Here is a 25501-nt window from a genome sequence, read left to right as displayed (position 1 = left end):
AGGCCGACGAGGCTACACCTGCGCGCCGTCGTCCCAGGGGTCGCGCGGCTCGCGGGGCATGTTGACCACGAGATAGAGGAAGCCGCCGACGAAGCCCAGGATGAGCGCATAGCCCAGCCAGGTGGGGATCGCGATGCCGAGGAGCAGGGCGCCGAGCAGCACCAGAGGGGAGCCGAAGACGCCGGCCCAGGCCAGGCCGCGGTCGGGCGCGACGACCGGCAGCGGCGGAGGCGGCGGCGGGACGTAGCCGTCCTCGGGGTCCGGATCGGACTCCGGATCGGGGCCTGGACCGAACTCCGGATCGAGCCCGACGTCGAACCCGCTCGGGTCGCCGAACGGCGCGTCCAGGACCGGCGGCGGCTCCTCGACCTCGGCCCGATCGCCGTAGTTCTCCACGATCGAGCGCCAGGCGCGGTCGTCGGCGTCGTCGTCCGGCTTCACGCCACCACCGTAGCCCCGCCCGCGTGACACCCGTGCTACGGCGCGGCCGTCACCCGGGCGACGAACGCCGCCGACTCCTCGACGATCCTCTCGGCGTCGTTGTCGAGCGTCGCGACGTGGTAGCTGTCCTCGAGCGGTACGACGGTGACGTCGGTCGACGACACGCCGCCGGTGATGATCGGCTGGGACGCCTCGTCGACGACGTGGTCCTCGGTCGAGCGCAGGTAGAGGATCGGCGCGGTGATCTTGGTCAGGTCCGCGATCAGCAGCGGCCAGGCCCGCATCATCGAGTGGATCGCCTTGAGCGGGGTGCGGGTGTAGCCGTGCTCCTCGACGCCCTCCTTCTTGATGTCGTCGGCGATGCCGGGGAAGGACTTCACCAGGTGCTTGAGCACCGGCAGCAGCTTCACGTCGAGCCGCTTGGTCGCGACCGCCGGGTTCACCACGATCACGCCGGCGACGTCGCCGGGCCGGTCGGCCGCGAGCCGCAGCACGAGCGCGCCGCCCATGGACAGGCCGCCGACCACGACGGCGTCGTTCTCGGCGACCAGCTTGTCGAGGACGCGGTCGAGCTCGCCGTACCAGTCCGCCCAGGTGAGCGTGTTCAGCTCCTGCCAGGTGGTGCCGTGGCCCGGCAGCCGGGGCACCTCGACGGCGTACCCCCGCTCGGCGAGCGCCTCGCCCCAGGGCCGCATCGACGCAGGCTGGCCGGTGAAGCCGTGGCTGAGCAGCACGCCGACCCTCCGGCCGCCGGTGAGCTCCGGGCGGGCGGGTGCGGAGTACGGGGACGCGAGCGGGTGGATCGTCATGCGCCGGATTCTGCACCACGGGTCTAGGCTGCGTGCGTGTTCTATTGGTTCCTGAAGTGGATCGCTCTCGGGCCGTGGCTGAAGCTGGTCTTCCGCCCGCGGGTCTCCGGCGCCGAGCACGTCCCCCTCGAGGGGCCGGCGATCCTCGCCAGCAACCACCTCTCGTACGCCGACTGGCTGTTCATGCCGCTCACGCTGCCGCGCCGGGTCACCTTCGTCGCCAAGGCCGAGTACTTCACCGGCACGGGCCTCAAGGGCTGGCTGCAGAGGACGTTCTTCGCCGGCTCCGGCCAGGTGCCGATCGACCGCTCCGGCGGCAACGCGTCCGAGGGCGCGATCATCTCCGCGAAGCGGCTGCTCGCCGACGGCGAGCTGTTCGGCATCTACCCCGAGGGCACCCGCTCGCACGACGGCAGGCTCTACCGCGGCAAGGTCGGCGTCGCCCGCCTCGCGCTCGAGTCGAAGGTGCCGGTGATCCCGGTCGCGGTCGTCGGCACCGACGTCGTGGCCCCCCCGGGCAAGACCTTCGGCCGCTTCACCCGCCCGGTGGTGCGCTTCGGCAGGCCGCTGGACTTCAGCCGCTACGAGGGCCTGGAGAACGACCGCTACATCCTGCGGTCGATCACCGACGAGATCATGTACGAGATCATGCGGCTCTCCGGCCAGGAGTACGTCGACATGTACGCCACCCGGGCCAAGGAGCTCTCCAAGTCGGAGAAGGACGCCGGGCCCGAGGCGGCCTAGGCTGGCGGCGTCCCGGGACGTCATACGGACAGCGCGTCCCCTTCCACCGCCCGCATGACGTCCGCGGACGTCATACGCTCACGCCGTGACGATCCACTCGGACCACCCGTTCGCCGACCCCGAGCCCGACCCGGTACGCCGCCTCCGCGGCCGGCTCACGGGAACGGTCGCGCTCCTCACGGCCGAGGGCGCGGGCCTCACGGTGAGCTCGCTGATGGTCGCCAACGGCGAGCCGGCGCGGGTGCTCGCGCTGGTCGACCCGGACAGCGACCTGGCCGACGCGGTCGACCGCACCGGCCGCGCGGTCGTGCAGCTGCTGTCGTGGTCGCACCGCGACCTGGCCGAGGCGTTCGCGGGCACCGCGCCCGCGCCCGGCGGACCGTTCCGGGCGGCCGAGTTCACCGACACCCCGTGGGGGCCGCGACTGGCCGACGCCACGACCTGGGCCGGGACGTCGCTGGAGAGCGTGGCCGAGGTCGGCTGGTCGACGCTGCTCACGCTGAGGGTGGACGAGGTCACGGTCGGCGAGGACGACGAGCCGCTCGTGCACCGGCGCGGTCGCTGGGTGCGGCCGTGAGCGACCTGCTCGGGATCGCCGACGAGCTCTACGGCCTGCCCCTGACCGAGTTCACCCCCGCACGCGACGCGAAGGCCAAGCAGCTGAAAGGCACCGACCTGGCCGCGCCGGTCAAGGCGCTGCGGAAGCCGTCGCTCGCGGCCTGGGTGGTGAACCTGCTGGTCCGCCGCGAGACCGAGCAGGTCGACCAGGTGCTCGCGGTCGGCGAGGCGCTGCGGACCGCCCAGGACGCCATGTCCGGCCAGGAGCTCCGGGAGTTGACGAAGCAGCGGCGACAGCTGACCGCCGCGGTCACCACGCAGGCCCGCCGGACCGCCCGCGAGGAGGGCGCGCGGGTCACCGACGCCGTCGCCGACCAGGTGGAGGCGACGCTGACCGCCGCGATGGTCGACGCCGAGTGCGCGCGGGCGGTGCGCAGCGGACTCCTGGTCGCCGCGCTCACCACGACCGGTCTCGAGCCCGCCGATGTCGCGGCCTCGGTGGCGCTGTCGGAGGCGCTGAGCTTCGAAGGACGGGGCTTCGAAGCCACGACGCCCCCAGCCGAGCCGCCGGGCCGACCCGACCTGCACGTGGTGCCCGACCCCGAGGCCGAGGCGCGGGCGGCGCGGGCCGCGCTGGAGGCCGCCGAGTCCACACTCGCGGGGGCCGCGGAGGAACACGACCGGGCGAGGGCGGCGTACGACGACCTCGAGGCGCGCAGCCTGCAGCTCCAGGCCGAGATCGACGAACTGCGCGGCAGGATCGCCGAGCTCGAGTCGGCGGCCGAGGAGGTCGACGACGATCTCTCCGAGGCCGAGGACGCCCGCGACGAGGCCGCCGACGCGCTCACTGAGGCCACGAGGGCCCGCGACGCCGCCGCGGCCGCGCTCGACAAATTGAACAGCTAGTCGGCCCAGCCTCTCGACCGCTCGACCGCGTCCCGCCAGCGGGCGTGCGCGGCGTCGGCGGCAGTGCGGTCGGCGCGCGGCTCGAACCGGTGGTCGAGGTTCCAGGTGCTCCGCAGGTCGTCGGTCGAGGACCACACGCCCGCGCCGAGGCCGGCGAGGAACGCGGCACCCAGCGCAGTCGTCTCCACGGCCTTCGGCCGCTCGACGGGTACGCCGAGCTGGTCGGCCTGGAGCTGACACAGCAGGTCGTTGGCCGAGGCGCCGCCGTCGACGCGCAGGGACGACAGCGACGGCATCGTCTCCAGCACGTCGCGCACCTCGAACGCGATCGCCTCCAGCGTCGCCCGCACGAGGTGCGCGCGGGTCGTGCCGCGGGTGATGCCGATGATCAGGCCGCGCGCGTGCGGGTCCCAGTGGGGTGCGCCGAGGCCGGTGAGCGCGGGGACGAACACCACGCCCTCGGTGTCCGGCACGGTGCTCGCGACGGCCTGCGTCTCCGCGGCGGAGCCGACGATCTGGAGCCCGTCGCGCAGCCACTGCACGGCCGCCCCGGTCACGAAGATCGCGCCCTCGCTGGCGTAGGTGAGCTCGCCGGACGGCGAGCGCCAGGCCGCGGTCGCGAGCAGGCCGGCGTCCGAGCGCTGGATCTCCGAGCCGGTGTTGGTGAGCACGAACGACCCGGTGCCGTAGGTGCACTTCGAGTCGCCCGCGTCGAAGCAGGTCTGCCCGAACAGCGCGGACTGCTGGTCGCCGGCCAGGCCCGCGATGGGCAGCGACAGGTCGAGGAACGTCCTCGGGTCGGTCGTGGCGAGCTCGCCCCAGTTCGGCACCAGCTCCGGCAGCGCGTCGCGCGGCACGCCGAACAACGAGCACAGCTCGTCGGACCACTCGCCCGTGGCGAGGTCCATCAGCAGCGTGCGCGAGGCGTTCGAGACGTCGGTGACGTGGTAGGTGCCGCGGGTCATCCGGGCGATCAGGTAGGAGTCGACGGTGCCGATCGCGTAGCGGCCCGACTCGACCAGCGCCCACGTGTGCGGCTCCTGCTCGCGCAGCCACATCAGCTTGGTGCCGGAGAAGTACGGGTCGAGCCGCAGCCCGGTCAGCTCGCCGACCCGCTCCTCGTGGCCCTCCTCGCGCAGCCGCGTGCACAGGTCGGCGGTACGCCGGTCCTGCCAGACGATCGCGCGCCGCGGGGCGCCGAGCGTCTCGCGGTCCCAGAGCAGCACGGTCTCGCGCTGGTTGGTGATGCCGACCGCCTCGAGCGCGCCGGCGTCGTACCTCGTGAGGACCTCGCGGGACGCCTCCAGCGTCGCCTGCCAGATCTCCTCCGGCGCGTGCTCGACCCAGCCCGGCCTGGGGAAGTGCTGGGCGAACTCCTGGTAGCCCTTCGCCGCGATCGTGCCGTCCCGCTCGACGACCACCGCGGTGACGCCGGTCGTGCCCGCGTCGATCGCGAGCACGCTCATGCGCCGGTGCTCCGGAGGATCTCGAGCACGCGTACGTCGATCCACGACCCGTCCCGGGCCACGCGCATCTCGTAGTTCTCGGTGCCGACCCAGGCGAGGAGGTCGCGGGCGCCGGCCGCCCACGCCAGCTCCTCGAGCTCGGCCGCGAGCTCGGGCGTCACCGGCACCTTCTCCTCCTCGGTCGAGGCGGTGAGGTAGAGCTCGCTCAGCTCCAACAGCCGGGTCAGCTCGCCCAGGGGCTCTGCGGCGTCGTCGACGCGCAGGTCGACCGCGATGTCGTCGAGCCCGCCGTAGCCGGCGCCGTCCTCGACCACGAGCAGCGCGGCGGACTGGCGGCCGCGGGAGTCGCCGCCCGCCGTGTCGCCGGCGGCGAGGGCCTCCAGCAGCCGGCGGGCGAGCGGGGCGTCCTCGGGGGAGGCCAGCCAGGCCGCCTCCATCGCCTCGACCACCTCGGGGCCGGTGAGGATGTTGCCCTGGATCGCATAGCCGTCGCCGGTCACGCCGCCCGCCCACGCCAGGCACGCGTGCCCGGTGTGGCTGGCCGCGCCGCCCTCGACGTCGACGATGCCGACCTGGCGGTGGTCGCGGCCCTCGTCGTCCTCGAGCAGCCGCTGCAGCGCGACCGAGGCGGTCGCGCCGTCGTCCAGGTGCGCGAGGGCCTGGCCCTTGTAGGCCACGTTGGCGTCGGCCTGCGTGGCGATCGCGCCGACCCCGGCGACCGCGGCCGGGACCGCCGACCCCACCGCGAGGAACTTGGAGGCGACCGCCACGCCCCAGGACTGCCCGTCCGCGGAGCGGGCCACGATCGAGAACGTCATACCCCGGACCATAGCGATAACGATTTGACCTGAACCGGGGTTGAAGTCGCACGATCGTCGGGTGCTCGACCGCCTCGCCGCCAAGCTCGGCTTCCCCTCGCTGGGCCACCACCGCCGGTTCGTCACGGCGATCGCGATCGACGCGATCGGCAGCGGCGTGTTCATGCCGGTCTCGATGCTCTACTTCCTGGTCACCACCGACCTCTCCCTGGTGCAGATCGGCGCCGCGATCTCGATCGCCTCGGCCGCCTCGATCCCGGCCGGCCCGCTGCTCGGCGGCCTCGTCGACCGCCTCGGCGCCAAGCAGGTGCTGCTCGCCGGCAACCTGATGCAGGGCGTCGGGTTCCTCGCCTACCTGGTCACCGAGTCCTTCTCCGGGCTGATCCTCTGGACCGTCGTCGTGTCCGTGGGCCGCACCGCGTTCTGGGGCTCCTACGGCAACATCGTCGCCGCCATCTCGCGGCCGGGGGAGCGGGAGAGGTGGTTCGGCTTCCTCGGCGCGCTGCGCAACGTCGGCTTCGCCGTCGGCGGCCTGCTCTCCGGTGCCGCGATCACGATCGGCACCGAGGCGGCGTACCTCTCGGTGGTGCTGGTCAACGCGCTGTCGTACGGCGTGGCGCTCCTGCTGCTGCTCGCGGTGCCGTCGACCCGGCCCACCGGGCACCGGGCGTCGGAGGGCGCGTGGCGGACCGTGCTGGGCGACCGGCCCTACCGCCAGCTGTGGCTGGTCCAGCTCGCCTACTCGACGGCGATGATGGTCCTGAACTTCGCGATGCCGGTCTACGCCGTCACCGTGCTCGGCCTGCCCGGCTGGGTCACCGGCGCGGTGTTCACGATCAACACCGTGATGGTCGGCTTCGGCCAGGGCCTGGTCGTGAACGGCATGACCGGCCACCTGCGCTGGCGGGTGCTGGTGCTGACGAACGTCGTGTTCGCGCTGTCGTTCGTGGCGCTGCTCGGCGCGAGCGGGCTCTCGGTCGCGCTCGCGACCGCGGTGGTGCTGCTCGGCACGGTCGTCTACACCGGTGGCGAGCTGCTCGGCGGGCCGGTGCTCGGCGCGCTCGGCGCCGAGGCCGCGCCGGAGCACCTGCGCGGGCGCTACCTCTCGCTGATGCAGCTGGCCTGGACGATCTCCGGCGCGATCGCCCCGGTCGCCTTCGCCTGGCTGCTCGACCGCGGCGAGTCGCCGATCTGGCTGGCGCTGATCGCGGTCGCCGTGGCGGGCGCGCTGCTCGCCGTACGGCTCGGGCGGGCGATGCCGGAAGCCGCCCTGCGCGTGACGAACCGATCCACTACGCTCGTTTCGAACGATCCAACAACCCCGGACCAGGAGTCGCCATGCGCGTCGGAGTGCTCACCGGAGGCGGGGACTGCCCCGGCCTGAACGCCGTCATCCGGGCGGTGGTCCGCAAGGGGGTGAAGGAGCACGGCTTCGAGTTCGTCGGCTACCGCGACGGCTGGCGTGGCCCGCTCGAGGGCGTGACCATGGAGCTGGGCATCGAGCAGTGCCGCGGCATCCTGCCGCGCGGCGGCACGATCCTCGGCTCCTCGCGCACCAACCCGTTCAGGCTCGACAACGGCGTGGAGCGGATCACGGAGAACCTCGCGAACGACGGCGTCGACGCCCTCGTCGCGATCGGCGGCGAGGACACCCTCGGCGTCGCGACCAGGCTCGCCGACCTCGGCGTGCACGTCGTCGGCGTGCCGAAGACCATCGACAACGACCTCTCGGGCACCGACTTCACCTTCGGCTTCGACACCGCGGTCAACATCGCGACCGAGGCGATCGACCGGCTGCACACGACCGCCGAGTCCCACCACCGGGTGCTGGTCGTCGAGGTGATGGGCCGGCACGCCGGCTGGATCGCGTTGCACGCAGGGCTGGCCGGTGGCGCCAACATCGTGCTGATCCCCGAGCAGCCCTTCGACATCGAGGAGGTCTGCGCGCTGATCGAGAGCCGCTTCGAGTCTCGCTACGCGCCGATCCTCGTCGTCTCCGAGGGCGCGGTGCCGCGTGAAGGAGGCGACATGACCCTCGTGTCCGGCGAGCTCGACGCCTTCGGGCACGTCCGCCTCGGCGGGATCGGCGACCGGATCGCCCGCGAGATCGAGACGCGCACCGGCAAGGAGGCCCGCGCGGTCGTCCTCGGCCACATCCAGCGCGGCGGCACCCCGACCGCGTTCGACCGCTGGCTGGCCACCCGCTTCGGCCTGCAGGCGATCGACGCGGTCGCCGACGGCGACTTCGGCACGATGATGGCGCTGCGCGGCACCGACATCGTGCGGGTGCCGCTCATCGAGGGCACCGGCGAGCTGAAGCTGGTCAGCGAGGCGGAGTACGCCGAGGCGCAGGTCTTCTTCGGGTGAGCGGGCCTGGTTAGAGCCGTCCCCAACGGGGGAGGCTGGCCTCAGCGGACCATCCGGGACAGGGAGGCCACCATGACCACGCAGCACGTCGAGCCGGTCGACGTCAACGGCCCGACTCCGAACCTGAAGCGGGTGATGGGGCCCAAGCTCCTCCTGCTGTTCATCGTCGGCGACATCCTCGGCGCCGGCGTCTACGCCGTCACCGGGCAGATGGCCGGCGTCGTCGGGGGCATCGTCTGGCTGCCGTTCCTCGTGGCGTTCGTGGTCGCGACGCTGACCGCGCTGTCCTACCTGGAGCTGGTCACCAAGTACCCCCAGGCGGCCGGCGCCGCGCTCTACACGCACAAGGCGTTCGGCATCCACTTCGTCACGTTCATCGTGGCGTTCGCCGTGATCTGCTCCGGCATCACCAGCGCCTCGACGTCGGCGAACGTGCTCGCCCAGAACCTCACCGGCGGCCTGCTCGCCAACGGCTGGCTCGACAGCGAGCCCAGCACCGGGACGATCACGCTCATCGCCCTGGCCTTCATGGTGCTGCTCGCGCTGATCAACCTGCGCGGCGTCGGCGAGTCGGTGAAGTTCAACGTCGTCCTCACGCTCGTGGAGATCGCCGCGCTGGCGATCGTGATCGGCGTCGGCTTCTGGGCGATGGCGCAGGGCGACGCCGACTTCGGACGGGTCACGACCTTCGAGAACCCCGAGGACAAGGGCCTCTTCCTCGCGGTCACCGCGGCCACCTCGATCGCCTTCTTCGCGATGGTCGGCTTCGAGGACTCGGTGAACATGGTCGAGGAGACCAGGGACCCCGAGCGGATCTTCCCGCGCACGATGATCACCGGCCTCGGCATCGCGGTGATCATCTACATGCTGGTGGCGGTCTCGGTGGTCGCCGTGCTGACCTCGGACCAGATCGCGAACGCCCAGGACGGCCGGGCGCTGCTCGAGGTGGTGCGCGTCGGCGCGCCGGACTTCCCGATCGACAAGGTGTTCCCGTTCCTGGCCGTGTTCGCGGTCGCCAACACCTCGCTGATCAACATGCTGATGGCCAGCCGGCTGCTCTACGGCCTCGCCCACCAGGACGTGCTGCCCCGCACGCTCGGCAAGGTGTCGCCGAACCGTCGCTCGCCGTACGTCGGCGTGATCTTCTCGACCGTCCTGGCGCTGGCCCTGATCCTGTACGTCGCCAACCGGGCCGAGGACGACATCGTGGTCAACCTCGCCAGCGTGACCTCGCTGCTGCTGCTCGGCGTGTTCCTGATCGTGAACGTCGCCTGCCTGATCCTGCGCCGCCCGGGCGCCCCGGAGGGCCGGTTCCGCTCACCGGGCGCCACGCCGGCGGTCGCAGCCGTGCTGTGCGCGTTCCTGCTCGGGCCGTGGGTCGACCGCGACGGCATCGTCTACGAGATCGCCGCCGGACTGCTCGCGGTCGGCGTGGTGCTGTGGGCGTTCACCTGGATCACCAACCGGGCCGTGCGCGCGCAGCGGACCGGGTTCCGCGACATCGAGCACATGGACGAGTAGCCGTCTCGTCCCCGTCCGTCGAATCGGAGGTGGACGGTCGTTCGCCGTACCCTGGACCGGTGAGTGCCGTCCCGTCCCTGACCGATCTGCACGCCCTGAGCCCGGCGCAGCAGCCGTCGTACCCCGACCGTGCCGCCGTCGACTCGGCCGTCGCGCGCCTGCGCACGGCCCCGCCGCTGGTGTTCGCGGGCGAGTGCGACGAGCTGAAGGCGAAGGTCGCGGCGGTCGCGCGGGGCGAGGCGTTCCTGCTCCAGGGCGGCGACTGCGCCGAGACGTTCGCCGGCGTCACCGCCGACAACGTGCGCAACAAGCTGCGCGTGCTGCTGCAGATGGCGGTGGTGCTGACCTACGCCGCGTCGGTGCCGGTCGTGAAGGTCGGCCGGATCGCCGGCCAGTACGCCAAGCCGCGCTCGTCGGACTTCGAGACCCGCGACGGGGTCACGCTGCCGGCGTACCGCGGCGACGCGGTCAACGGCTTCGACTTCACGCCCGAGGCGCGGATCCCGGACCCGCAGCGGCTCGTCGACGTCTACAACTCCTCGGCCGCGACGCTGAACCTGGTCCGCGCGTTCGTCACCGGCGGGTACGCCGACCTGCGCCAGGTGCACGCCTGGAACACCGACTTCGTGCGCGAGTCCGCGGTCGGCCAGCAGTACGAGGCGATGGCCAACGAGATCGAGCGCGCGCTGACCTTCATGAAGGCGATCGGCGCCGACCCCGACGAGTTCCACCGGGTCGACTTCCACTCCAGCCACGAGGCGCTGGTGCTGGAGTACGAGCACGCGATGACGCGCATCGACTCGCGCACCGACCTGCCCTACGACGTCTCCGGCCACTTCGTGTGGATCGGCGAGCGCACCCGCCAGCTCGACGGCGCCCACGTCGAGCTGATGAGCCGCATCCAGAACCCGATCGGCGTGAAGCTCGGCCCCACGACCACCCCGGACGACGCGCTCGCGCTGGCCGCGAGGCTGAACCCGGAGAACGAGGCCGGCAGGCTCACCTTCATCACCCGCTTCGGCGCCGGCCGGATCCGCGACGGGCTGCCGCACCTGGTCGAGAAGGTCACCGCCGCCGGCCTCGAGGTCGCCTGGGTGTGCGACCCGATGCACGGCAACACCTTCGAGGCGTCCTCGGGCTACAAGACCCGGCGCTTCGGCGACGTGATCGACGAGGTGCAGGGCTTCTTCGACGTGCACCGCTCGCTCGGCACCTGGCCCGGCGGCCTCCACGTCGAGCTCACCGGCGACGACGTCACCGAGTGCGTCGGCGGCGGCGAGGACCTCACCGACCTCGACCTGGCCCACCGCTACGAGTCGGTCTGCGACCCGCGCCTCAACCGGGTCCAGTCCCTCGAGCTGGCGTTCCTCGTCGCGGAGATGCTCCGAGCCCGCTCGGACTGAGCCTGCGAAGGCCGAGCGCCGGCGAGGAGGGTCGGCGCTTTCAGAGAGTGGGTCCTGGCAGCAGTGTGAACGCCTCTGCATGGGCGGGGCGCACCACTCGGAAGTGGCGGTGGTCCAGCGTCGCGACCTCGTCCACTCCCAAGCGCTCAGCAAGAGCGATCACCGAGGCATCGGTGGTCCCGAGTGGGAGATCGTCGTACCGAGCTACCAGTTCGGCGATGCGACCGGCATCTGGCTGAGTGAGGTCGACCAGTTCGAAGCTCCCGTTGGCCACTGACTCGAGGAAGGCGATCTCGGCGAAGGTTCCCACTTTGGCCTCCAGCATGTAGCCAACTTCGGCCATGACTGTCGGCGGCAACAGCAGGCGTCGGCCTGCCAGCCGAAGCCCGGTGAACAGATCGACGCAGACGTGGTGGTCGGCATCATTGCGGTCGGCCGCGGCGAAGATCGGTCCCGTGTCGCAGATGATCACGACCGGCGGGCGCCGAATCCCTCGGCGAGGATCTCGTCGACGCGTCGCGCGTTGTCGGTGCGACCGTCAAGGGACGCACCGATCCCGAAGAACCTCGGAGGCCACTCGCCCGCCAGCCCCTTCGTCGTCAGCCGCCGCACGTCCGCGAGCACGACCTCGACCTGATCGTCGGGCAGACCCTCGATCAGGTGGATCAACTCGTCGCGGTTCGCGGTCATACCGGCATTGTAGGCGGACAGGCCGACAGCGGATCGGACCTTGCCGTCCCGCCGCAAGCCTCACGACACCGAGCGGTAGACCACCAGCCGCACCCTGACAGGATGGCGCCGTGATCGACCTGCGCAGCGACACCCTGACCACGCCGACCGAGGCGATGCGGGCCGCGATGGCCTCCGCGGAGGTCGGGGACGACGTGTACGGCGAAGACCCGACCGTCGCGCGGCTGGAGGAGCGGGTGGCGGCGACGTTCGGGCACGAGGCGGCGCTGTTCATGCCGACCGGGTCGATGGCCAACGTGCTCGCCGTACGCTCGCTCGTCCGGCCGGGGCAGGAGGTGCTCTGCGAGGCCAGCGCGCACATCGCCCGGGCCGAGCTCGGGGCGCACGGCGCCTACACCGGCCTGACCATGCGGACCTGGATCCACCCGCGCGGCCAGGTCGATCTGCGCACGATCGAGCAGATCTTCGCGCCCGACATGGGGCCGTTCTTCGTGCCGACCGCGGCGATCTCGGTCGAGAACACCCACAACTTCGCCGGGGGAGCGGTGCTGCCGCTCCAGGACCTGCGCGACCTGCGCGAGTACGCCACCGGCGCGGGGGTCGGGGTGCATCTCGACGGCGCGCGGATCTGGAACGCGCACGTCGCGACCGGCACGCCGCTGCGCGAGTACGGCGCAATCGCCGACGTGCTGAGCGTCTGCCTGTCCAAGGGGCTCGGTGCGCCGGTCGGCTCCCTCATGGTCGGCGGCGCCGACGCGATCGCGGAGGCACGGGTGTGGCGCAAGCGGATGGGCGGCGGCATGCGCCAGGTCGGCATCCTGGCCGCGGCCGGCCTGCACGCGCTCGACCACCACGTCGAGCGGCTCGCCGAGGACCACGCGCACGCGCGGCTGCTGGCGGAGGCCTGCGACGTGGACCCCGCGACGGTCGACACCAACATCGTGGTGGTGCACCGCACCGACGCGGCCGAGTTCGTCGCCCGCGCCCGGGAGGAGGGGGTCGTGATCGGCACGGTCGGCCCGACCGCCGTACGCCTGGTCACGCACCTCGACGTCACGACCGCCGACGCCGAGCAGGCCGCGGCGGTCCTGAGCGGCCTGGCCTGATCAGCGCTTCGGCAGCAGCCCGAGTGCCCGGCCCAGCGGCCCGGCCAGCGAGCGGGCGTACGCCGTGGTGACGTGTCCCTCGTCGCGCATCGGGACGTAGTCCCCGATCACGGCGGGGCACTGCCCGTCGACACAGAACCACTGCCGGGTCGGCACCACCTCCACCCCGGCGTCGCGGGCGGCCTGCGCCCCCTCGGCGTTGATCGCGGTGGCGCGGGCGCGGATGCCGCTCAGGCACGTGCCGAGGTCGGCGCCCGGCCGGCTCAGGCACTGGTGCGGCACGTTGTCGCGTCGCGGCACGTCGGCCAGCAGCAGCAGGCGCCGGGTCAGCGGCGCGAGGTCGGCGAAGAGCCGGCGGAAGCCGGCGCCCATCTCCGCCGCGACGCCGTCGGCGCTCCGGTCGACCTCGCCGTCCACGAGCACGCCCGGGGCACCGGTCGTCGACACGACGACGAGGTCGGGCTTCAGCTGCTCGACCTGCTGTTGCGCCCACGCGTTGAACTCCCGGCACTCCTCCCACGGCTTCTCGTCGCCGGGGAGCACCAGGTCCACCCGGGCGGCGCTGCACTGCGACTTCACCAGGTAGTACGCGCGCCAGCCGGCCTGCTCGGCGATCTTGTCCAACGCCGGGATCCAGTGCCGCCCGTGCGAGTTGCCGATCAGCACGAGCGTCTTCGTACCCTCCGGGTCGCCGCGCAGGCAGAGCCGCTTCGGGGTGTCGTCGTACTCGCACTTGCCGAGGTCGGCGCGATCGTCCCTGACCTCGGTGAGCGCCGGCCGCAGCTCGCGGGGCACGCCGCGCCCCTCGAGCGCGGCCCGCACCGAGGCCTCCACCAGCGCGACCGCGGGGTCCTTCGAGAGCTTCGAGCCGTCGGGGCGCTGGGCGTAGTCGGACACCGAGATGCCCGGGTCGTCGCCGACCAGCTGCCGGTCGATCACGGCGACGACGGCCAGGCAGCTCGCCACGGCGACCGACACCGCGGCGGGGTAGAACAGCATCCCGCGCGGCCTCTTGACAGACCGGCGCCGCCGGAACGGCGTCTCCACGAAGCGGTACGACGCCCACGTCATCAGCGCCGTCACCGCGAGCACCACGGCCAGCTCGGCGGGCCGCAGGTCGCGGCCGACGCGCTGCTGGGCGATCACGAGGACCGGCCAGTGCCAGAGGTAGAGGGAGTAGGACGCGTCGCCGATCACCCGCAGCGGCGTGACGCCGAGCACCCGCTGCATGAACGTCGCCGGCCCGTCGGTGCCGCCGAGGAGCACCGCGCAGGTCCCGAGCACGGGAGCGAGCGCGCGCCAGCCGGGGTAGGGGTCGGACGAGCTGACCGTGAACAGGGCGACCGCGATCAGGCCGAGGCCGCCGAGCACGACCAGGTTGCGCGCCAGGGGGGTCAGCGGTCGCGCGAGCCGTGGCGCGACGACCGCGAACAGCGCGCCGGCCCCGAACTCCCACGTCCGCGTGAACGTCGAGAAGTAGGCACTCTCCGGCGACGCGGTGGAGGCGTGCACGGACCACGCGAAGCTCGCGACGGTCACGATGCCGAGCGCGACCACGATCCCGGCGGTGGGGCCGCCGCGGCGGCGGAGCAGTCGGCGGGCGAGCACGACCGCGACGAGCAGCAGCGCCGGCATCACGAGGTAGAACTGCTCCTCGACCGAGAGCGACCAGAAGTGCTGCAGGGGCGAGGCCGGATCGGTCTGGGTGAAGTAGTCGGTCTGGTCGAGGGCGAACCGGACGTTCGCGCCGAACAGCGCCGCCCAGACGCCGTCGACGGCGGTGTCCCGGGCGTCGATCAGCGGCAGCCACAGCCAGGCGGCGAGCACGGTGCCGGCGATCGCGACGGTCGCCGCGGGCAGGATCCGGCGCGCGCGGCGTACGTAGAAGGCGACCAGGTCGATCGTCCCGCTCTGCGCCACCTCGCGCAGCAGCAGCGTCGTGATGAGGAAGCCCGAGAGCACGAAGAAGACGTCGAGGGTGACGAAGCCGCCGGAGTACGGCGCCAGGCCGGCGTGGAAGAGGAGGATCCCGAGAACGGCCAGGGCGCGCATGCCCTGGATGTCGTCGCGGAAGCCTCGACGGTGGTCGGGGGGCACACGGATCCTCACGGGCGACTACACGGTCCCCACCACCCTAGCGACCGGCTAGAACGAGGCGGCCGGGCGGCGCCCCACCAACGCCGGCAGCCGGCGCACGGCCTGGGCCAGGTCGCGCAGCTCGGCGCCGAGCAGCGCCTGCGGACCGTCGCAGAGCGCGGTCTCCGGGTTGGGGTGGACGTCGACGATCACGCCGTCGGCGCCGACCGCGATCGCGGCGCGCGAGAGCGGCACGACCAGGTCCTTGCGCCCGGAGGCGTGCGACGGGTCCACGATCACCGGCAGGTGGCTGGCCGCCTGCGCCACCGGGACCGCCGAGATGTCGAGGGTGTTGCGGGTGGCCGGCTCGAAGGTGCGGATGCCGCGCTCGCACAGCACGATGTCGAGATTGCCGCGCTGGGCGACGTACTCCGCCGCCATCAGCCACTCCTCGACGGTCGCGGTCATGCCGCGCTTGAGCAGCACCGGCCGGCCGGAGTCGCCGACCGCCTGGAGCAGGCCGGAGTTGGCCATGTTGCGGGTGCCGACCTGGAGCATGTCGGCGTACTCGGCGACCACCGGCACGTCGCGCGCGTCGACCACCTCGGTGACGATCGGCAGCCCGGTCGCGGCGCGGACGTCGGCGAGGATCTCGAGGCCGGCGACGCCGAGGCCCTGGAAGGCGTACGGCGAGGTGCGCGGCTTGAACGCCCCGCCGCGCAGCAGGGTGGCCCCGGCGGAGCGCGCCATGTGCGCGGCCTCCAGCGTCTGCTCCGCGGACTCGACCGCGCACGGGCCGGCGATGAACGTGAACGTCCCCGGGCCGATCGGCACGCGCTTGTCGCCGGAGCCGACCCAGACCGTCGAGCGGTCGGGGTGGTGCTGGCGGCTGACCAGCTTGTACGGATCGGAGATGCGGTGCACGTCCGCGACGCCGCGCAGCGTGCGCAGGTTGAGGTGGTGGAAGGAGTCGATGTCGCCGACCAGCCCGATGATCGTGCGGACCACGCCCTTGGAGACGAACGCCTCGCCGCCGACGCTCTCGACCCGGGCGACGACGTGGGCGATGTCCTCGTCCGTCGCATCGGGGGACATGACCACGACCATGCCGAGACCGTAGGTGACGACCGCCACCTCCGGCGTACGCCGCCAGCATGCGGACGCCCCGAGACGCCACGGAGGGTGCCGCGGCATCGTCCGCCGCTGCGCTGCGGACGAGGACGACGAGCACCCTCCGGGAGTTGCGTGCTGCGCGCCGGTGGGACGTGGGGACGAGTCGCCGGTGCGACAGCGAGGCAACGGTAGGGCGTCCGATCCGCTCCGCACCGGCGTTTGGCGGGTACTAGGACCAAAGGGCAGCGGGGTGCCTGATCCCACGTCCGGCCCTGCGGGCCGGGCCGGTCAGGCCCGGTCCAGGCGCGCCATCAGGGTGGACACCGCGGTGGCCGCGGCCCGGACCGCGTGCGCGTGGGACTCGGGGCGCAGGCGGCCGACCGGCCCGGTGACGCTGATGGCCGCGGTCGCCGACTCTCCGGTCGCGTCGAGCACGGGCGCGGCGACGCAGACCAGGCCGACCGTGGACTCCTCGCGCTCGAACGCGACGCCGGTCTCCAGAGCGGTCTCGAGCTGGCGCGCCAGCAGGCCGGGCGCGACCAGGGTGTGCGGCGTACGCCGCGGCAGCGGGCCCGCGAGCACCTCGGCTCGCAGGCCGGGGTCGGCGTGGGCGAGCAGCACCTTGCCGATCGCGGTGCAGTGCAGCGGCATCCGGCCGCCCGTGCGCGACGGCGACCTGGCCTGGCGGTGCCCGCCGATCTTGGCGACGTAGACGACGTCGTGCCCGTCGAGCACCCCGAGGTGCACGGTCTCGTGGGTGCGCTCGTAGAGGTCCTGGAGGAACGGCATCGCGAGCTCGACGAGGCTCCGCTCGGCCGAGGCCCGCAGGCCCAGCTCGAAGAGCCCGCCGCTGAGCCGGTAGCCGCCCTCGACGCGATCCAGGAGCTGGTTGGCGACCAGCTCGCCGGCGAGCCGGTGCACGGTGGCCTTGTGCAGCCCGGTGCGGCGCACCAGCTCGGCGAGGGCGAGCGTCTGCTCGTCGGCACGGAACGAGCGCAGGATCGTCACCGCCTTGCCCAGCACGGTGTCGAGATCCGCCCCCATGCGGGAAGCGTATCGCTGAGCGAGACCGGTCGCTGGTCCGGCGGCGCACGGCAGCGGCAGAGTTGCCGCGTGCCCGAAGCCTCCGCACCCGCCCGAGCGAGCCAGTCCGACATCGCCGCCGCCGCCGAGCGGCTCGTCACGGCGTACGAGACCGGCGTGCCGTGCCCTCCCGTGCGCGACCTGATCGGCCGCGAGGACGTCGTCGCCGCCTACGCCGTGCAGCGCCGGCTCACCGCGCGCCGGCTCGCGGCCGGCGCGCACGTGGTGGGCCGCAAGATCGGCCTCACCTCCCCGGCCGTGCAGCAGCAGCTCGGGGTCGCCCAGCCCGACTTCGGTGTGCTCTTCGACGACATGGAGTACGCCGGCGGCGACACCATCGCGGTCGACGCGGTGCTCCAGCCGCGGGCCGAGGCCGAGATCGCCTTCGTCCTGAAGGAGGATCTGGCCGAGGGTCCGCTCGACGCCGCCCAGGTGCGCGCCGCGATCGACTACGCCGTCGCGGCGCTGGAGATCTGCGGCAGCCGGATCGAGGGCTGGGACATCAGCTTCGGCGACACCGTGGCCGACAACGCCTCGGCCGGCGTGTTCGTGCTCGGGCCGCTGCGCAGGCGGCTCGACGAGGTCGAGCCGGTCGAGGTCGCCATGACCATGCGCATCGACGGCGAGGAGGTCTCGACCGGCTCCGGCGCGGCCTGCCTCGGCGATCCGATCGAGGCGGTCGTCTGGCTCGCGCGGGCCGCCCGCGAGCTCGGCGACCCGCTGCGGGCGGGCCAGGTCGTCCTCTCCGGTGCGCTGGGACCCATGTGCCCGGTCCGGGCCGGCGACACCGTCACCGCCAGCCTGACCGGGCTCGGCGCGGTGACCGTCAACTTCAGCGCAGAGACCAGCGCAGGGACGCCGACACAGACGCAGACAGAAGGGACGCAGTCATGAGGACCAAGGTCGCGATCATCGGGTCGGGCAACATCGGCACGGACCTGATGGTCAAGGTGCTGCGCACCAGCAAGCACCTCGAGATGGGTGCCATGGTCGGCATCGACGCCGGCTCCGACGGCCTCGCGCGGGCCGGGCGTCTCGGGGTGCCGACCACGCACGAGGGCGTCGAGGGGCTGATCGCGCTGCCCGGCTTCGCCGACATCGAGATCGTCTTCGACGCGACCTCGGCGAAGGCCCACGAGGCGAACGCCGCGAAGCTCGCCCCGCTCGGCAAGCGGCTGATCGACCTGACGCCCGCCGCCATCGGGCCCTACGTCGTACCGGCGGTCAACCTCGACGAGCACCTCGACGCGCCGAACCTCAACATGGTCACCTGCGGCGGCCAGGCCACCATCCCGATCGTCGCGGCGGTGAGCCGCGTGGTGCCGGTGGAGTACGCCGAGATCGTGGCCTCGATCGCCTCGAAGTCGGCCGGCCCCGGCACGCGCGCCAACATCGACGAGTTCACCGAGACCACCTCGGCCGCGATCTCGACGGTCGGCGGGGCGAGGGCGGGCAAGGCGATCATCATCCTCAACCCGGCCGAGCCGCCGCTGATCATGCGGGACACGGTGTTCTGCCTGGTCTCCGCCCCGGACCCGGCGACGCACGAGGAGATCCGGGCGTCGGTGGAGAAGATGGTGGCCGACGTGGCGGCGTACGTCCCCGGGTACCGGCTCAAGCAGCAGGTCCAGGTCGCCGAGATCCCGGCCGACCAGCCGGTGGAGACGCTGCTGGCCGACGGCGGCGCGCGTCCCACGCACCAGGTGTCGGTGTTCCTCGAGGTCGAGGGCGCCGCGCACTACCTCCCGGCGTACGCCGGCAACCTCGACATCATGACCTCGGCCGGCCTGCAGGTCGCCGAGCGCATCGCCGCAGCAAAGGCAGGCAACCAGTGAGCACTCCGATCTTCGTCCAGGACGTCACGCTGCGCGACGGCATGCACGCCGTGCGGCACCGGATCACCCCCGCGGACGTGCGGCGCATCGTCACCGCGCTCGACGACGCCGGCGTGGACGCGATCGAGGTCGCGCACGGCGACGGTCTCGCCGGCGGCTCGGTCAACTACGGCCCGGGCTCGCACACCGACTGGGAGTGGATCGAGGCCGCCGCCTCGGTGCTGAAGCGGGCGCGGCTGACCACCCTGCTGCTGCCCGGCGTCGGCACGATCCACGAGCTCGAGCACGCCTACGACCTCGGCGTCCGCTCGGTCCGGATCGCGACGCACTGCACCGAGGCCGACATCTCCGCCCAGCACATCGCCGCCGCCCGCGAGCTCGGCATGGACGTCTCCGGCTTCCTGATGCTCTCCCACATGGCGCCCCCCGAGGAACTCGCGCAGCAGGCGAGGCTGATGGAGTCCTACGGCGCGCACTGCGTCTACGTCACCGACTCCGGCGGCCGGCTCACGATGAACGACGTGGCCGCCCGGGTCCGGGCCTACCGCGACGTCCTGGACCCCGGCACCGAGATCGGCATCCATGCCCACGAGAACCTCTCGCTCTCGGTCGCCAACTCCGTCGTCGCCGTCGAGAACGGCGTCTACCGGGTCGATGCCTCGCTGGCCGGCCACGGCGCCGGCGCCGGCAACTGCCCCATCGAGGCGTTCGTCGCCGTCGCGAACCTGTCCGACTTCGAGCACCGCTGCGACCTCTTCGCCCTCCAGGACGCCGCCGACGACCTCGTCCGCCCCCTCCAGGACCGCCCCGTCCGCGTCGACCGCGAGACCCTCACCCTCGGCTACGCCGGCGTCTACTCCAGCTTCCTCCGCCACGCCGAGTCCGCCGCCGCGCGGTACGACGTCGACGTCCGCGACATCCTCACCGAGTGCGGCCGGCGCCGCCTCGTCGGCGGCCAGGAGGACATGATCATCGACATCGCCCTCACCCTGGTCGAGGAGCGCGCCTCCGTCAGCGCCTGAGCCTGCGGCTCAGACCGCGATGTGCGGGACCTCGCCCTCGACCTTGCGGCGCGGCCCGATCTCGACGACGAGCATCGCGATCAGCACCAGCAGCCCGCCGAGGAGCATGCGGGTCGTCAGTGATTCGCCGCCGAGGAGGACCGCGAAGAACGCGGCGAAGACCGGCTCCATGCTCATCACGATCGCGGTGCGGGTCGCGGAGAGGTGGGCCTGCGCCCAGGTCTGGCCGAGCAGGGCGAGCGCCGCCGGGAAGACCGCCATGTAGAGGACCGAGAGCCAGTCGGCGCGGTTGTCGGGCAGCACGATGCCGCCGGGCGCGCTGGCGACCAGGCAGATCACCGCGACCATGACGACCTGGAGGATGGACATGCCGAGCGCGTCCTGGGCGTTCGACCAGGCGCCGAGCCCGACGATGTGCAGCGCGTAGAGCATCGCGGCCACGAAGGTCAGCGCCTCGCCGTACCCGATCGAGAGGCCGTCGAGGGTCAGCACCGCGAGGCCGGCGAAGGCGAGCAGCACGGCGCCCCAGGTCAGCCTGGTGATCCGGTTGCGCAGGAGTACGGCGGCGAAGAGCGGCGTCGCGACGACGTACATGCCGGTGATGAAGCCGGAGACGCTCGCGGGCGTGTGCGCGAGGCCCATCGTCTGGAGGATCTGCGCGACGCCGTACAGCCCGCCGAGGACGGCCGCCTGGCGGCGGGCGGTGGGGGAGAGCCGCAGCACCGCTCTGGGGGCGACGACCAGCAGCAGCACGCCGGCGATCGAGAACCGTACGGCGAGGAAGTCCACCGCGGGCACCCGGTCGAGCAGGTCGCGGATCAGGAAGAACGTCGAGCCCCAGCACGCGGTGATGCCGAGGAGCGTGAGGGTGGCGAGCTTGGCCTTCATGTGCCGCGGAGCCTCTTGAGCAGCGGGATGTCGCGGGTGTCGGCGCTGCGCGAGCCGGGGGTCTCGAGGATGAACGGCACCCTCTCGGTGGCCGGGTGGCCGAGCAACTCCGCGAACGCCGCCTCGCCGATGTGTCCCTCGCCGATGCGCTGGTGCCGGTCCTTGAACGCGCCGCGCACGTCCATCGAGTCGTTCGCGTGGACCAGCCGCAGCCGGCCCGGCCCACCGATCTCGACGACCCGGTCGACGGTCGCGGTCGTGCCGCCCGGCTCGTCGAGCGGGGCGCCCGCGGCGAAGACGTGGCAGGTGTCGAGGCAGATGCCGGCCTTGGGGTGGAAGTCCAGCGCCGCGAGGTACGGCGCGAGGTCCTCGACGCCCGCGCACAGCGACCGGCCCTGGCCGGCCGTCGGCTCCAGCAGCAGCCACGGCGCGTCGTCGTCCTCGATCGCCTCCAGGAGGGGGAGCAGCCCCTCGCGGACCTGTCTCATCGCGCGCGAGTCGTCGACGTCGCCGACGTACGAACCCGTGTGCACGACCACGCCCTCGGCCCCGATCTCCGCCGCCCGCCTGAGGTTGTGCGCGACCGACGCCACCGACCGCTCGTAGGTCGCCGGGGTCGGCGAGCCGAGGTTCACCAGGTACGGCGCGTGGATGAACGTCCGGGTGCCCCGCTCGGCCATCAGCTCCCGGAACGCCGCGTCCTCGGCCGGCTTGCCCTCGCTCAGCGCCCAGCCGCGCGGGTTGCCGACGAAGACCTGGAACGCCTCGCAGCCGAGCAGGTCCGCCTGCGCGACCGCGCCGGCGACGAGGCCCTTGCCGACCAGGACATGGGTGCCGATCGGGTTGCGCTGCTCAGACACCGCCCCAACCTATCGGCGCGGCTCAGATCAAGGCTCAAATCAAGGTCAGCGTGATCGTGGCGCCCTTCGGCGCCAGCTCGCCGCCTCCGGGGCTCTGCGACCACACGAACCCGAGGCCGAGCGAGCCGGACGCGTCCTCGGTCCTGACCTTGAAGCCCAGCCCCTCGAGCGTCGCCGTGGCGGCGTCGACGCCCTGGCCGCGCACCGACGGGACCTCGATCAGCTCCGGGCCCTTCGAGACCACGAACGAGATCTCGTCACCGCCGTAGACGGTGGTGCCTCCCGGTGGGTCCATCGAGATCACGTCACCTTCGTCGACGCTGTCGGAGAACTCCCTGCCGACGACCGTGCCGGTCAGCTCGCGGGCGTCGAGCCAGGCCATCGCGTCGTCGACCGGCCTGCCGACCCAGTCCTTCAGGTCGATCGGCCTCGGTCCCTTGCTGACGACCAGGTCGACCGGGGTGTCCGGGCGCAGCGTCGTACCCGCCTTCGGGGAGCTGGCGATGACCTGCCCCTCGGGCACGGTGTCGGACCACTGCTCGGTCGTGGTGCCGTAGCCGAGGTTGGTCTTCGCGAGCGCGTCCTGGGCCTCGTCCTCGGTCATCCCCCTGAGCTTGGGTACGTCGTAGCGCTCCTTGCCGAGGGAGAGCGTGACCGTGACCGTGCCGCCGTCGAGCACCTGGCCGCCGGGCTCGGGGTCGGTCGAGACGACGCGGCCGGCCGGGACGGTCTCGGAGTAGGCCCTCTCGCCCCACTCGACCTCGAGCCCGGCGCCCTCGAGCTCGGCCTGGGCGTCGGCCCTGGTCATGCCGAGCACGCTGGGCGTGGAGGTGTAGCGGCCGTCGAGGTACCACCAGGCGCCGGCGCCGAGGCCGGCGACCAGCAGCACCGCGAGGATCGTCGCGATCAGCCCGCGGCGGCGGCGCCGCGGTGGAGCCGCCTGCTTGGGCCGGTCGGGCGGCGGGGCGGCGGTCTGCAGCAGCGCCGTGCGCTCGGCGGTCTCTTCGCGGTCCTGCCGCACCTGGATTGTCAATGGGGTCATCAGCGGGGTCAGGTCGGCGGTCAGGTCGGGGTCGTCGGCCACGCCCTCGGCGAGCGCGTTGCCGACCCGGTGCACCTGGTGGAGGAGGACGGCCGCGTCCGCGGGTCGGCTGCTGCGGTCGCGGGCCGTGGCCCGGGCGACCAGCGCGTCGACGTAGGCCGGGATGCCGGGCACGAGCGTCGACGGTGCCGGCACGTCCTCGTGGACGTGCTTGTAGGCGACCTGGATCGGGGACTCGCCCTCGTGCGGCTTCACGCCGGTCAGCAGCTCGAAGAGCACCACGCCGGCGGCGTACACGTCCGCGCGCGCGTCGGCGCGGCCGTCGACGACGAGCTCGGGCGCGAGATAGGAGACGGTGCCGATGAGGACGCCGCCGGTGGCGGTGTGCTGGGTGTCGGCGCTGACCGCGCGGGCCAGGCCGAAGTCGGCGACCTTGATCCTCCCGTCATCGGCGATCAGGACGTTCTCGGGCTTCACGTCGCGGTGGATCAGGCCGGCGCGGTGCGCGGCGGCGAGCGCGGAGAGCACCGGCTCGAGCAGCGCGAGCGCGCGGGCGGGAGGCATCGGCGCCTCCTTGCGGATCACGTCGCGCAGCGTGATGCCGTCGATCAGCTCCATCGAGAGGAACACGGTGCCGTGGTCGTCGCCCTGGTCGTAGACCGCGACCACGTGGGGGTGGGAGAGCCGGGCCGCGGCCCGCGCCTCGCGCACGAAGCGCGCCGCGAACTCGTCGTCGTCGCCCAGCCCCGGATGCATCACCTTGACCGCGACGGTGCGGTCGAGGCGGAGGTCGGTGGCCTCGTACACACTGGCCATGCCGCCGCGCGCGATGCGGGGTCCGATGCGGTAACGGCTGTCCAGCACCCGCCCGGTCATGGGGTCGCTCACGGGCACGTTGACAGGCCCGGCGGCGCCCTGCTGGGCGTGCCGGTCCGAGCGCCGGTCAGGCGTCACAGCGACCCTCCTGTGGCCGGATGGGGAAGGATCCGGAGCCTCAATCGTACGGACGCCGGGCCGCCCGGGCGTGCTGGCCGCCCCCGGCGTGGCGCGAGGGGCGGGTGGGAGACTGGTGGGCATGAGTCACCAGCCCCTCGCCGACCACGACCTCAGCACCCTCGTCCCCGTGTGGCTGGACTGGGCGGCCGCCGCGGAGCAGCTCGGCGTCACCGTCGCCAAGGTGAAGACCATGATCCGCGACCACGAGCTGGCCGCCGCCGTACCCGCGCCCGGTGCGGGGCAGCAGGTCCCGGCCGAGCTCATCCAGGACGGGCTGCCGGTCAAGGGCCTCGCGGGCCTGCTGACGGTGCTGCACGACGCGGGGTACGACGACCGCGAGTGCATCGCCTGGCTCTTCCTCGACGACGACTACCCGGGCCGCGCCATCGATGCCCTGCGCGAGAACCGCGGCTCCGAGGTCAAGCGCCGCGCCCAGGCGATGGGGTTCTAGCCCGAGTCGGCGCGTCTTGCCCGCGTAGGAGGCTCGAGTCGGCGCGTCTTGCCCGCACCGCCGGGCAACTTGCGCCGACTCGGCGGTTCTCAGCGGGCAACTTGCGCCGACTCGGCGTCAGACGACCCGCTGGGTGGCCGACGACGCCAGACCGCGCAGTACGCCGCGAGCGTGCTCGTCGATCGCCGCCTCGTCGAGCGCGGCGACGGCGTGGGTGGCCAGCTGCTCGATGACGGCCTCCACCTGCGCGTGGGCGCCGGAGGCGTCGATGATCGCGCGGAGGTCCTCGACCTGGTCGGGCGAGAGGGGAGTGCCGAGGGCGGCGTCGAGCCGGGCGGCGTCGGCGGGGGAGGCGGCGTCGAGCGCGAGCGCGACCAGCACGGTGCGCTTGCCCTCGATCAGGTCGTCGCCGGCGGGCTTGCCGGTGGCGTCCGGATCGCCGAAGACGCCGAGCAGGTCGTCGCGGAGCTGGAAGGCCTCGCCGAGCGGCAGCCCGAAGCGGGACAGCTCGTCCATCGTCGCGGGGGAGGCGCCGGCCAGGGCGGCGCCGATGTGGAGCGGCCGCTCGATGGAGTACTTGGCCGACTTGTAGCGCAGCACGGTCATCGCGGCGTCGACGTCGGCGCGGCCGCGCGCCTGCACGGACACATCGAGGAACTGCCCGGCGATCACCTCGGACCGGCACCGGTCGAACACCTCCAGCGCCGGCGCGACCCGGGCGATCGGCAGCCCGCAGCGGCGCAGCAGCTCGTCGGACCAGCCCAGCAGCAGATCACCGAGGAGGACGGCCGCCGCGGCGCCGTACTGCTCCGGGTCGCCGCGCCAGCCCGCCTCACGGTGCTCCGCGGCAAACTGCCGGTGCGTCGCCGGTCGGCCGCGGCGGGTGTCGGAGGCGTCCATGTAGTCGTCGTGCACGAGCGCACTGGCGTGCAGCAGCTCGAGCGAGGCGCAGGCCCGGACCACCGCGTCCTCGTCGGCCGGCTCCGCGACCGCGCGGTGGCCCCAGTAGCAGAACGCCGCGCGGAACCGCTTGCCCCCGGACACCGAGGCGTGCGCCTCGCGCACCAGCCGGCGGGCGTCGTCACCGAGCGCCGCGAGGCCCGCGGCCTGCTCGTCGACGAACGTGTCGAGCACGGTCTGGACGCGATCGCGGAAGGGCGCGCTGTCCCACTCCGTCTCGCTCGCCACGGCCACGAGACTAGCCAGTGGACGCCGTCGGTCCGCCTGCGGGCCCCGGACCTAGGGAAGCACTGATCTTTGGGACAGTGCGGCCCGGCGTGTGGCGTGGCTGGTGGGATCGCGAAAT

At 72.8% G+C, this 25501-nt stretch carries 25 protein-coding genes and 1 pseudogene; 12 read left to right on the top strand and 14 right to left on the bottom strand.

Going from position 1 to position 25501, the window contains the following annotated elements:
- Positions 1-12: 12 nt before the first annotated feature.
- Both ACYVKX_RS03475 and ACYVKX_RS03470 read right to left on the bottom strand, forming a co-directional pair.
- A complete protein-coding gene (locus ACYVKX_RS03475; RefSeq protein ID WP_460829177.1) occupies positions 13-441 on the bottom strand; it encodes a hypothetical protein in 429 nt (142 codons plus the stop codon).
- A gap of 35 nt (positions 442-476) precedes the next feature.
- Positions 477-1250: an alpha/beta hydrolase gene (locus tag ACYVKX_RS03470; protein WP_460829176.1), complete on the bottom strand. Its 774-nt coding sequence runs from the start codon at positions 1248-1250 to the stop codon at positions 477-479.
- 36 nt (positions 1251-1286) lie between these two features.
- Here ACYVKX_RS03470 and ACYVKX_RS03465 point away from each other — a divergent pair, with 36 nt between their 5' ends.
- From ACYVKX_RS03465 to ACYVKX_RS03455, 3 genes are all read left to right on the top strand, one after another.
- Entirely contained in the window at positions 1287-1994 is a 708-nt protein-coding gene (locus tag ACYVKX_RS03465; RefSeq protein WP_460829174.1) for a lysophospholipid acyltransferase family protein, read from the top strand.
- Positions 1995-2079: 85 nt separating this feature from the next.
- Positions 2080-2571 carry a flavin reductase family protein gene (locus tag ACYVKX_RS03460; protein WP_460829173.1) on the top strand — a complete coding sequence of 164 codons (492 nt, stop codon included), beginning with the start codon at positions 2080-2082 and terminating at the stop codon, positions 2569-2571.
- Positions 2568-3458 carry a hypothetical protein gene (locus ACYVKX_RS03455; protein ID WP_460829172.1) on the top strand — a complete coding sequence of 297 codons (891 nt, stop codon included), beginning with the start codon at positions 2568-2570 and terminating at the stop codon, positions 3456-3458. Before ACYVKX_RS03460 ends, ACYVKX_RS03455 begins: the two co-directional genes overlap by 4 nt.
- On the opposite strand, the gene glpK is transcribed toward ACYVKX_RS03455, so the two are convergent.
- Together glpK and ACYVKX_RS03445 are read right to left on the bottom strand one after the other, a co-directional pair.
- Entirely contained in the window at positions 3455-4924 is a 1470-nt protein-coding gene (glpK, locus tag ACYVKX_RS03450) for a glycerol kinase GlpK (protein ID WP_460829171.1), read from the bottom strand. The two genes, ACYVKX_RS03455 and glpK, sit on opposite strands and share 4 nt — an antisense overlap.
- On the bottom strand, positions 4921-5742 hold the full coding sequence (locus ACYVKX_RS03445; protein WP_460829170.1) for a DUF1028 domain-containing protein: 822 nt from the start codon (positions 5740-5742) through the stop codon (positions 4921-4923). Before ACYVKX_RS03445 ends, glpK begins: the two co-directional genes overlap by 4 nt.
- 61 nt (positions 5743-5803) lie before the next feature.
- Between ACYVKX_RS03445 and ACYVKX_RS03440 the strand changes: the two genes are divergently transcribed.
- From ACYVKX_RS03440 to ACYVKX_RS03425, 4 genes are all read left to right on the top strand, one after another.
- On the top strand, positions 5804-7126 hold the full coding sequence (locus ACYVKX_RS03440) for an MFS transporter (RefSeq protein ID WP_460829169.1): 1323 nt from the start codon (positions 5804-5806) through the stop codon (positions 7124-7126).
- Positions 7081-8109 carry a 6-phosphofructokinase gene (locus ACYVKX_RS03435; RefSeq protein WP_460829168.1) on the top strand — a complete coding sequence of 343 codons (1029 nt, stop codon included), beginning with the start codon at positions 7081-7083 and terminating at the stop codon, positions 8107-8109. The genes ACYVKX_RS03440 and ACYVKX_RS03435 overlap by 46 nt, the downstream gene beginning before the upstream one ends.
- Positions 8110-8181: 72 nt before the next feature.
- A complete protein-coding gene (locus ACYVKX_RS03430; protein WP_460829167.1) occupies positions 8182-9630 on the top strand; it encodes an APC family permease in 1449 nt (482 codons plus the stop codon).
- A gap of 59 nt (positions 9631-9689) precedes the next feature.
- Positions 9690-11033: a class II 3-deoxy-7-phosphoheptulonate synthase gene (locus ACYVKX_RS03425; protein ID WP_460829166.1), complete on the top strand. Its 1344-nt coding sequence runs from the start codon at positions 9690-9692 to the stop codon at positions 11031-11033.
- A gap of 40 nt (positions 11034-11073) precedes the next feature.
- On the opposite strand, the gene ACYVKX_RS03420 is transcribed toward ACYVKX_RS03425, so the two are convergent.
- Positions 11074-11505, bottom strand: coding sequence for a type II toxin-antitoxin system VapC family toxin (locus tag ACYVKX_RS03420; protein ID WP_460829164.1), 432 nt, complete (start codon positions 11503-11505; stop codon positions 11074-11076).
- Entirely contained in the window at positions 11502-11723 is a 222-nt protein-coding gene (locus ACYVKX_RS03415; protein WP_460829163.1) for a hypothetical protein, read from the bottom strand. Before ACYVKX_RS03415 ends, ACYVKX_RS03420 begins: the two co-directional genes overlap by 4 nt.
- Before the next feature lie 110 nt (positions 11724-11833).
- Here ACYVKX_RS03415 and ACYVKX_RS03410 point away from each other — a divergent pair, with 110 nt between their 5' ends.
- Complete coding sequence (locus ACYVKX_RS03410; protein WP_460829162.1) at positions 11834-12829, top strand: threonine aldolase family protein; 996 nt, start codon at positions 11834-11836, stop codon at positions 12827-12829.
- Here the strand turns inward: ACYVKX_RS03410 and ACYVKX_RS03405 are convergent, their stop codons facing one another.
- The 3 genes from ACYVKX_RS03405 to ACYVKX_RS03395 all read right to left on the bottom strand — a co-directional run bounded on the left by ACYVKX_RS03405 (position 12830) and on the right by ACYVKX_RS03395 (position 17062).
- A complete protein-coding gene (locus ACYVKX_RS03405) occupies positions 12830-14926 on the bottom strand; it encodes an acyltransferase family protein (RefSeq protein ID WP_460829161.1) in 2097 nt (698 codons plus the stop codon).
- A gap of 48 nt (positions 14927-14974) precedes the next feature.
- Entirely contained in the window at positions 14975-16099 is a 1125-nt protein-coding gene (gene aroF / locus ACYVKX_RS03400) for a 3-deoxy-7-phosphoheptulonate synthase (RefSeq protein WP_460829160.1), read from the bottom strand.
- Between the two features lie 207 nt (positions 16100-16306).
- Positions 16307-17062, bottom strand: a complete 756-nt coding sequence (locus ACYVKX_RS03395; RefSeq protein WP_460829159.1) for an IclR family transcriptional regulator — start codon at positions 17060-17062, stop codon at positions 16307-16309.
- A 69-nt stretch (positions 17063-17131) separates the two neighbouring features.
- Here ACYVKX_RS03395 and ACYVKX_RS03390 point away from each other — a divergent pair, with 69 nt between their 5' ends.
- Genes ACYVKX_RS03390 through dmpG form a run of 3 tightly spaced genes read left to right on the top strand, consistent with a single transcriptional unit; the run spans position 17132 to position 19958 of the window.
- Positions 17132-17995, top strand: a complete 864-nt coding sequence (locus ACYVKX_RS03390) for a 2-keto-4-pentenoate hydratase (RefSeq protein ID WP_460829158.1) — start codon at positions 17132-17134, stop codon at positions 17993-17995.
- A complete protein-coding gene (locus tag ACYVKX_RS03385; protein WP_460829157.1) occupies positions 17992-18936 on the top strand; it encodes an acetaldehyde dehydrogenase (acetylating) in 945 nt (314 codons plus the stop codon). The genes ACYVKX_RS03390 and ACYVKX_RS03385 overlap by 4 nt, the downstream gene beginning before the upstream one ends.
- A complete protein-coding gene (gene dmpG, locus ACYVKX_RS03380) occupies positions 18933-19958 on the top strand; it encodes a 4-hydroxy-2-oxovalerate aldolase (RefSeq protein WP_460829156.1) in 1026 nt (341 codons plus the stop codon). The genes ACYVKX_RS03385 and dmpG overlap by 4 nt, the downstream gene beginning before the upstream one ends.
- A 9-nt stretch (positions 19959-19967) precedes the next feature.
- On the opposite strand, the gene ACYVKX_RS03375 is transcribed toward dmpG, so the two are convergent.
- The 4 genes and pseudogenes from ACYVKX_RS03375 to pknB all read right to left on the bottom strand — a co-directional run.
- On the bottom strand, positions 19968-20846 hold the full coding sequence (locus ACYVKX_RS03375; RefSeq protein ID WP_460829155.1) for a DMT family transporter: 879 nt from the start codon (positions 20844-20846) through the stop codon (positions 19968-19970).
- Complete coding sequence (locus ACYVKX_RS03370; RefSeq protein ID WP_460829154.1) at positions 20843-21706, bottom strand: deoxyribonuclease IV; 864 nt, start codon at positions 21704-21706, stop codon at positions 20843-20845. The genes ACYVKX_RS03375 and ACYVKX_RS03370 overlap by 4 nt, the downstream gene beginning before the upstream one ends.
- Positions 21707-21740: 34 nt before the next feature.
- The gene (locus ACYVKX_RS03365; RefSeq protein WP_460829241.1) at positions 21741-22124 is read right to left on the bottom strand and encodes a PASTA domain-containing protein; all 384 of its coding nucleotides are present in this window, start codon (positions 22122-22124) and stop codon (positions 21741-21743) included.
- Positions 22116-23624: pseudogene (gene pknB, locus ACYVKX_RS03360) on the bottom strand (Stk1 family PASTA domain-containing Ser/Thr kinase); the annotation flags it as partial. The gene ACYVKX_RS03365 and the pseudogene pknB, both read right to left, overlap by 9 nt.
- Positions 23625-23823: 199 nt before the next feature.
- Between pknB and ACYVKX_RS03355 the strand changes: the two are divergent.
- On the top strand, positions 23824-24195 hold the full coding sequence (locus ACYVKX_RS03355) for an Rv2175c family DNA-binding protein (RefSeq protein ID WP_460829153.1): 372 nt from the start codon (positions 23824-23826) through the stop codon (positions 24193-24195).
- 117 nt (positions 24196-24312) lie between these two features.
- Here the strand turns inward: ACYVKX_RS03355 and ACYVKX_RS03350 are convergent, their stop codons facing one another.
- Positions 24313-25383: a polyprenyl synthetase family protein gene (locus tag ACYVKX_RS03350; protein ID WP_460829152.1), complete on the bottom strand. Its 1071-nt coding sequence runs from the start codon at positions 25381-25383 to the stop codon at positions 24313-24315.
- Between the last annotated feature and the right edge of the window lie 118 nt (positions 25384-25501).

Source organism: Nocardioides hungaricus (assembly GCF_054782915.1).
Note: the sequence above shows the minus strand (reverse complement) of the source record. Positions and strands in the feature narration are given on the sequence as shown.

Coding starts and splice junctions, on each gene's coding strand:
- ACYVKX_RS03435 (WP_460829168.1), top strand. CDS start 7,081: ATGCGCGTCGGAGTGCTCACCGGAGGCGGGGACTGCCCCGGCCTGAAC.
- ACYVKX_RS03375 (WP_460829155.1), bottom strand. CDS start 20,846: ATGAAGGCCAAGCTCGCCACCCTCACGCTCCTCGGCATCACCGCGTGC.
- ACYVKX_RS03430 (WP_460829167.1), top strand. CDS start 8,182: ATGACCACGCAGCACGTCGAGCCGGTCGACGTCAACGGCCCGACTCCG.
- ACYVKX_RS03445 (WP_460829170.1), bottom strand. CDS start 5,742: ATGACGTTCTCGATCGTGGCCCGCTCCGCGGACGGGCAGTCCTGGGGC.
- glpK (WP_460829171.1), bottom strand. CDS start 4,924: ATGAGCGTGCTCGCGATCGACGCGGGCACGACCGGCGTCACCGCGGTG.
- ACYVKX_RS03470 (WP_460829176.1), bottom strand. CDS start 1,250: ATGACGATCCACCCGCTCGCGTCCCCGTACTCCGCACCCGCCCGCCCG.
- aroF (WP_460829160.1), bottom strand. CDS start 16,099: ATGCCGCGGCACCCTCCGTGGCGTCTCGGGGCGTCCGCATGCTGGCGG.
- ACYVKX_RS03355 (WP_460829153.1), top strand. CDS start 23,824: ATGAGTCACCAGCCCCTCGCCGACCACGACCTCAGCACCCTCGTCCCC.
- ACYVKX_RS03385 (WP_460829157.1), top strand. CDS start 17,992: ATGAGGACCAAGGTCGCGATCATCGGGTCGGGCAACATCGGCACGGAC.
- ACYVKX_RS03395 (WP_460829159.1), bottom strand. CDS start 17,062: ATGGGGGCGGATCTCGACACCGTGCTGGGCAAGGCGGTGACGATCCTG.
- ACYVKX_RS03415 (WP_460829163.1), bottom strand. CDS start 11,723: ATGACCGCGAACCGCGACGAGTTGATCCACCTGATCGAGGGTCTGCCC.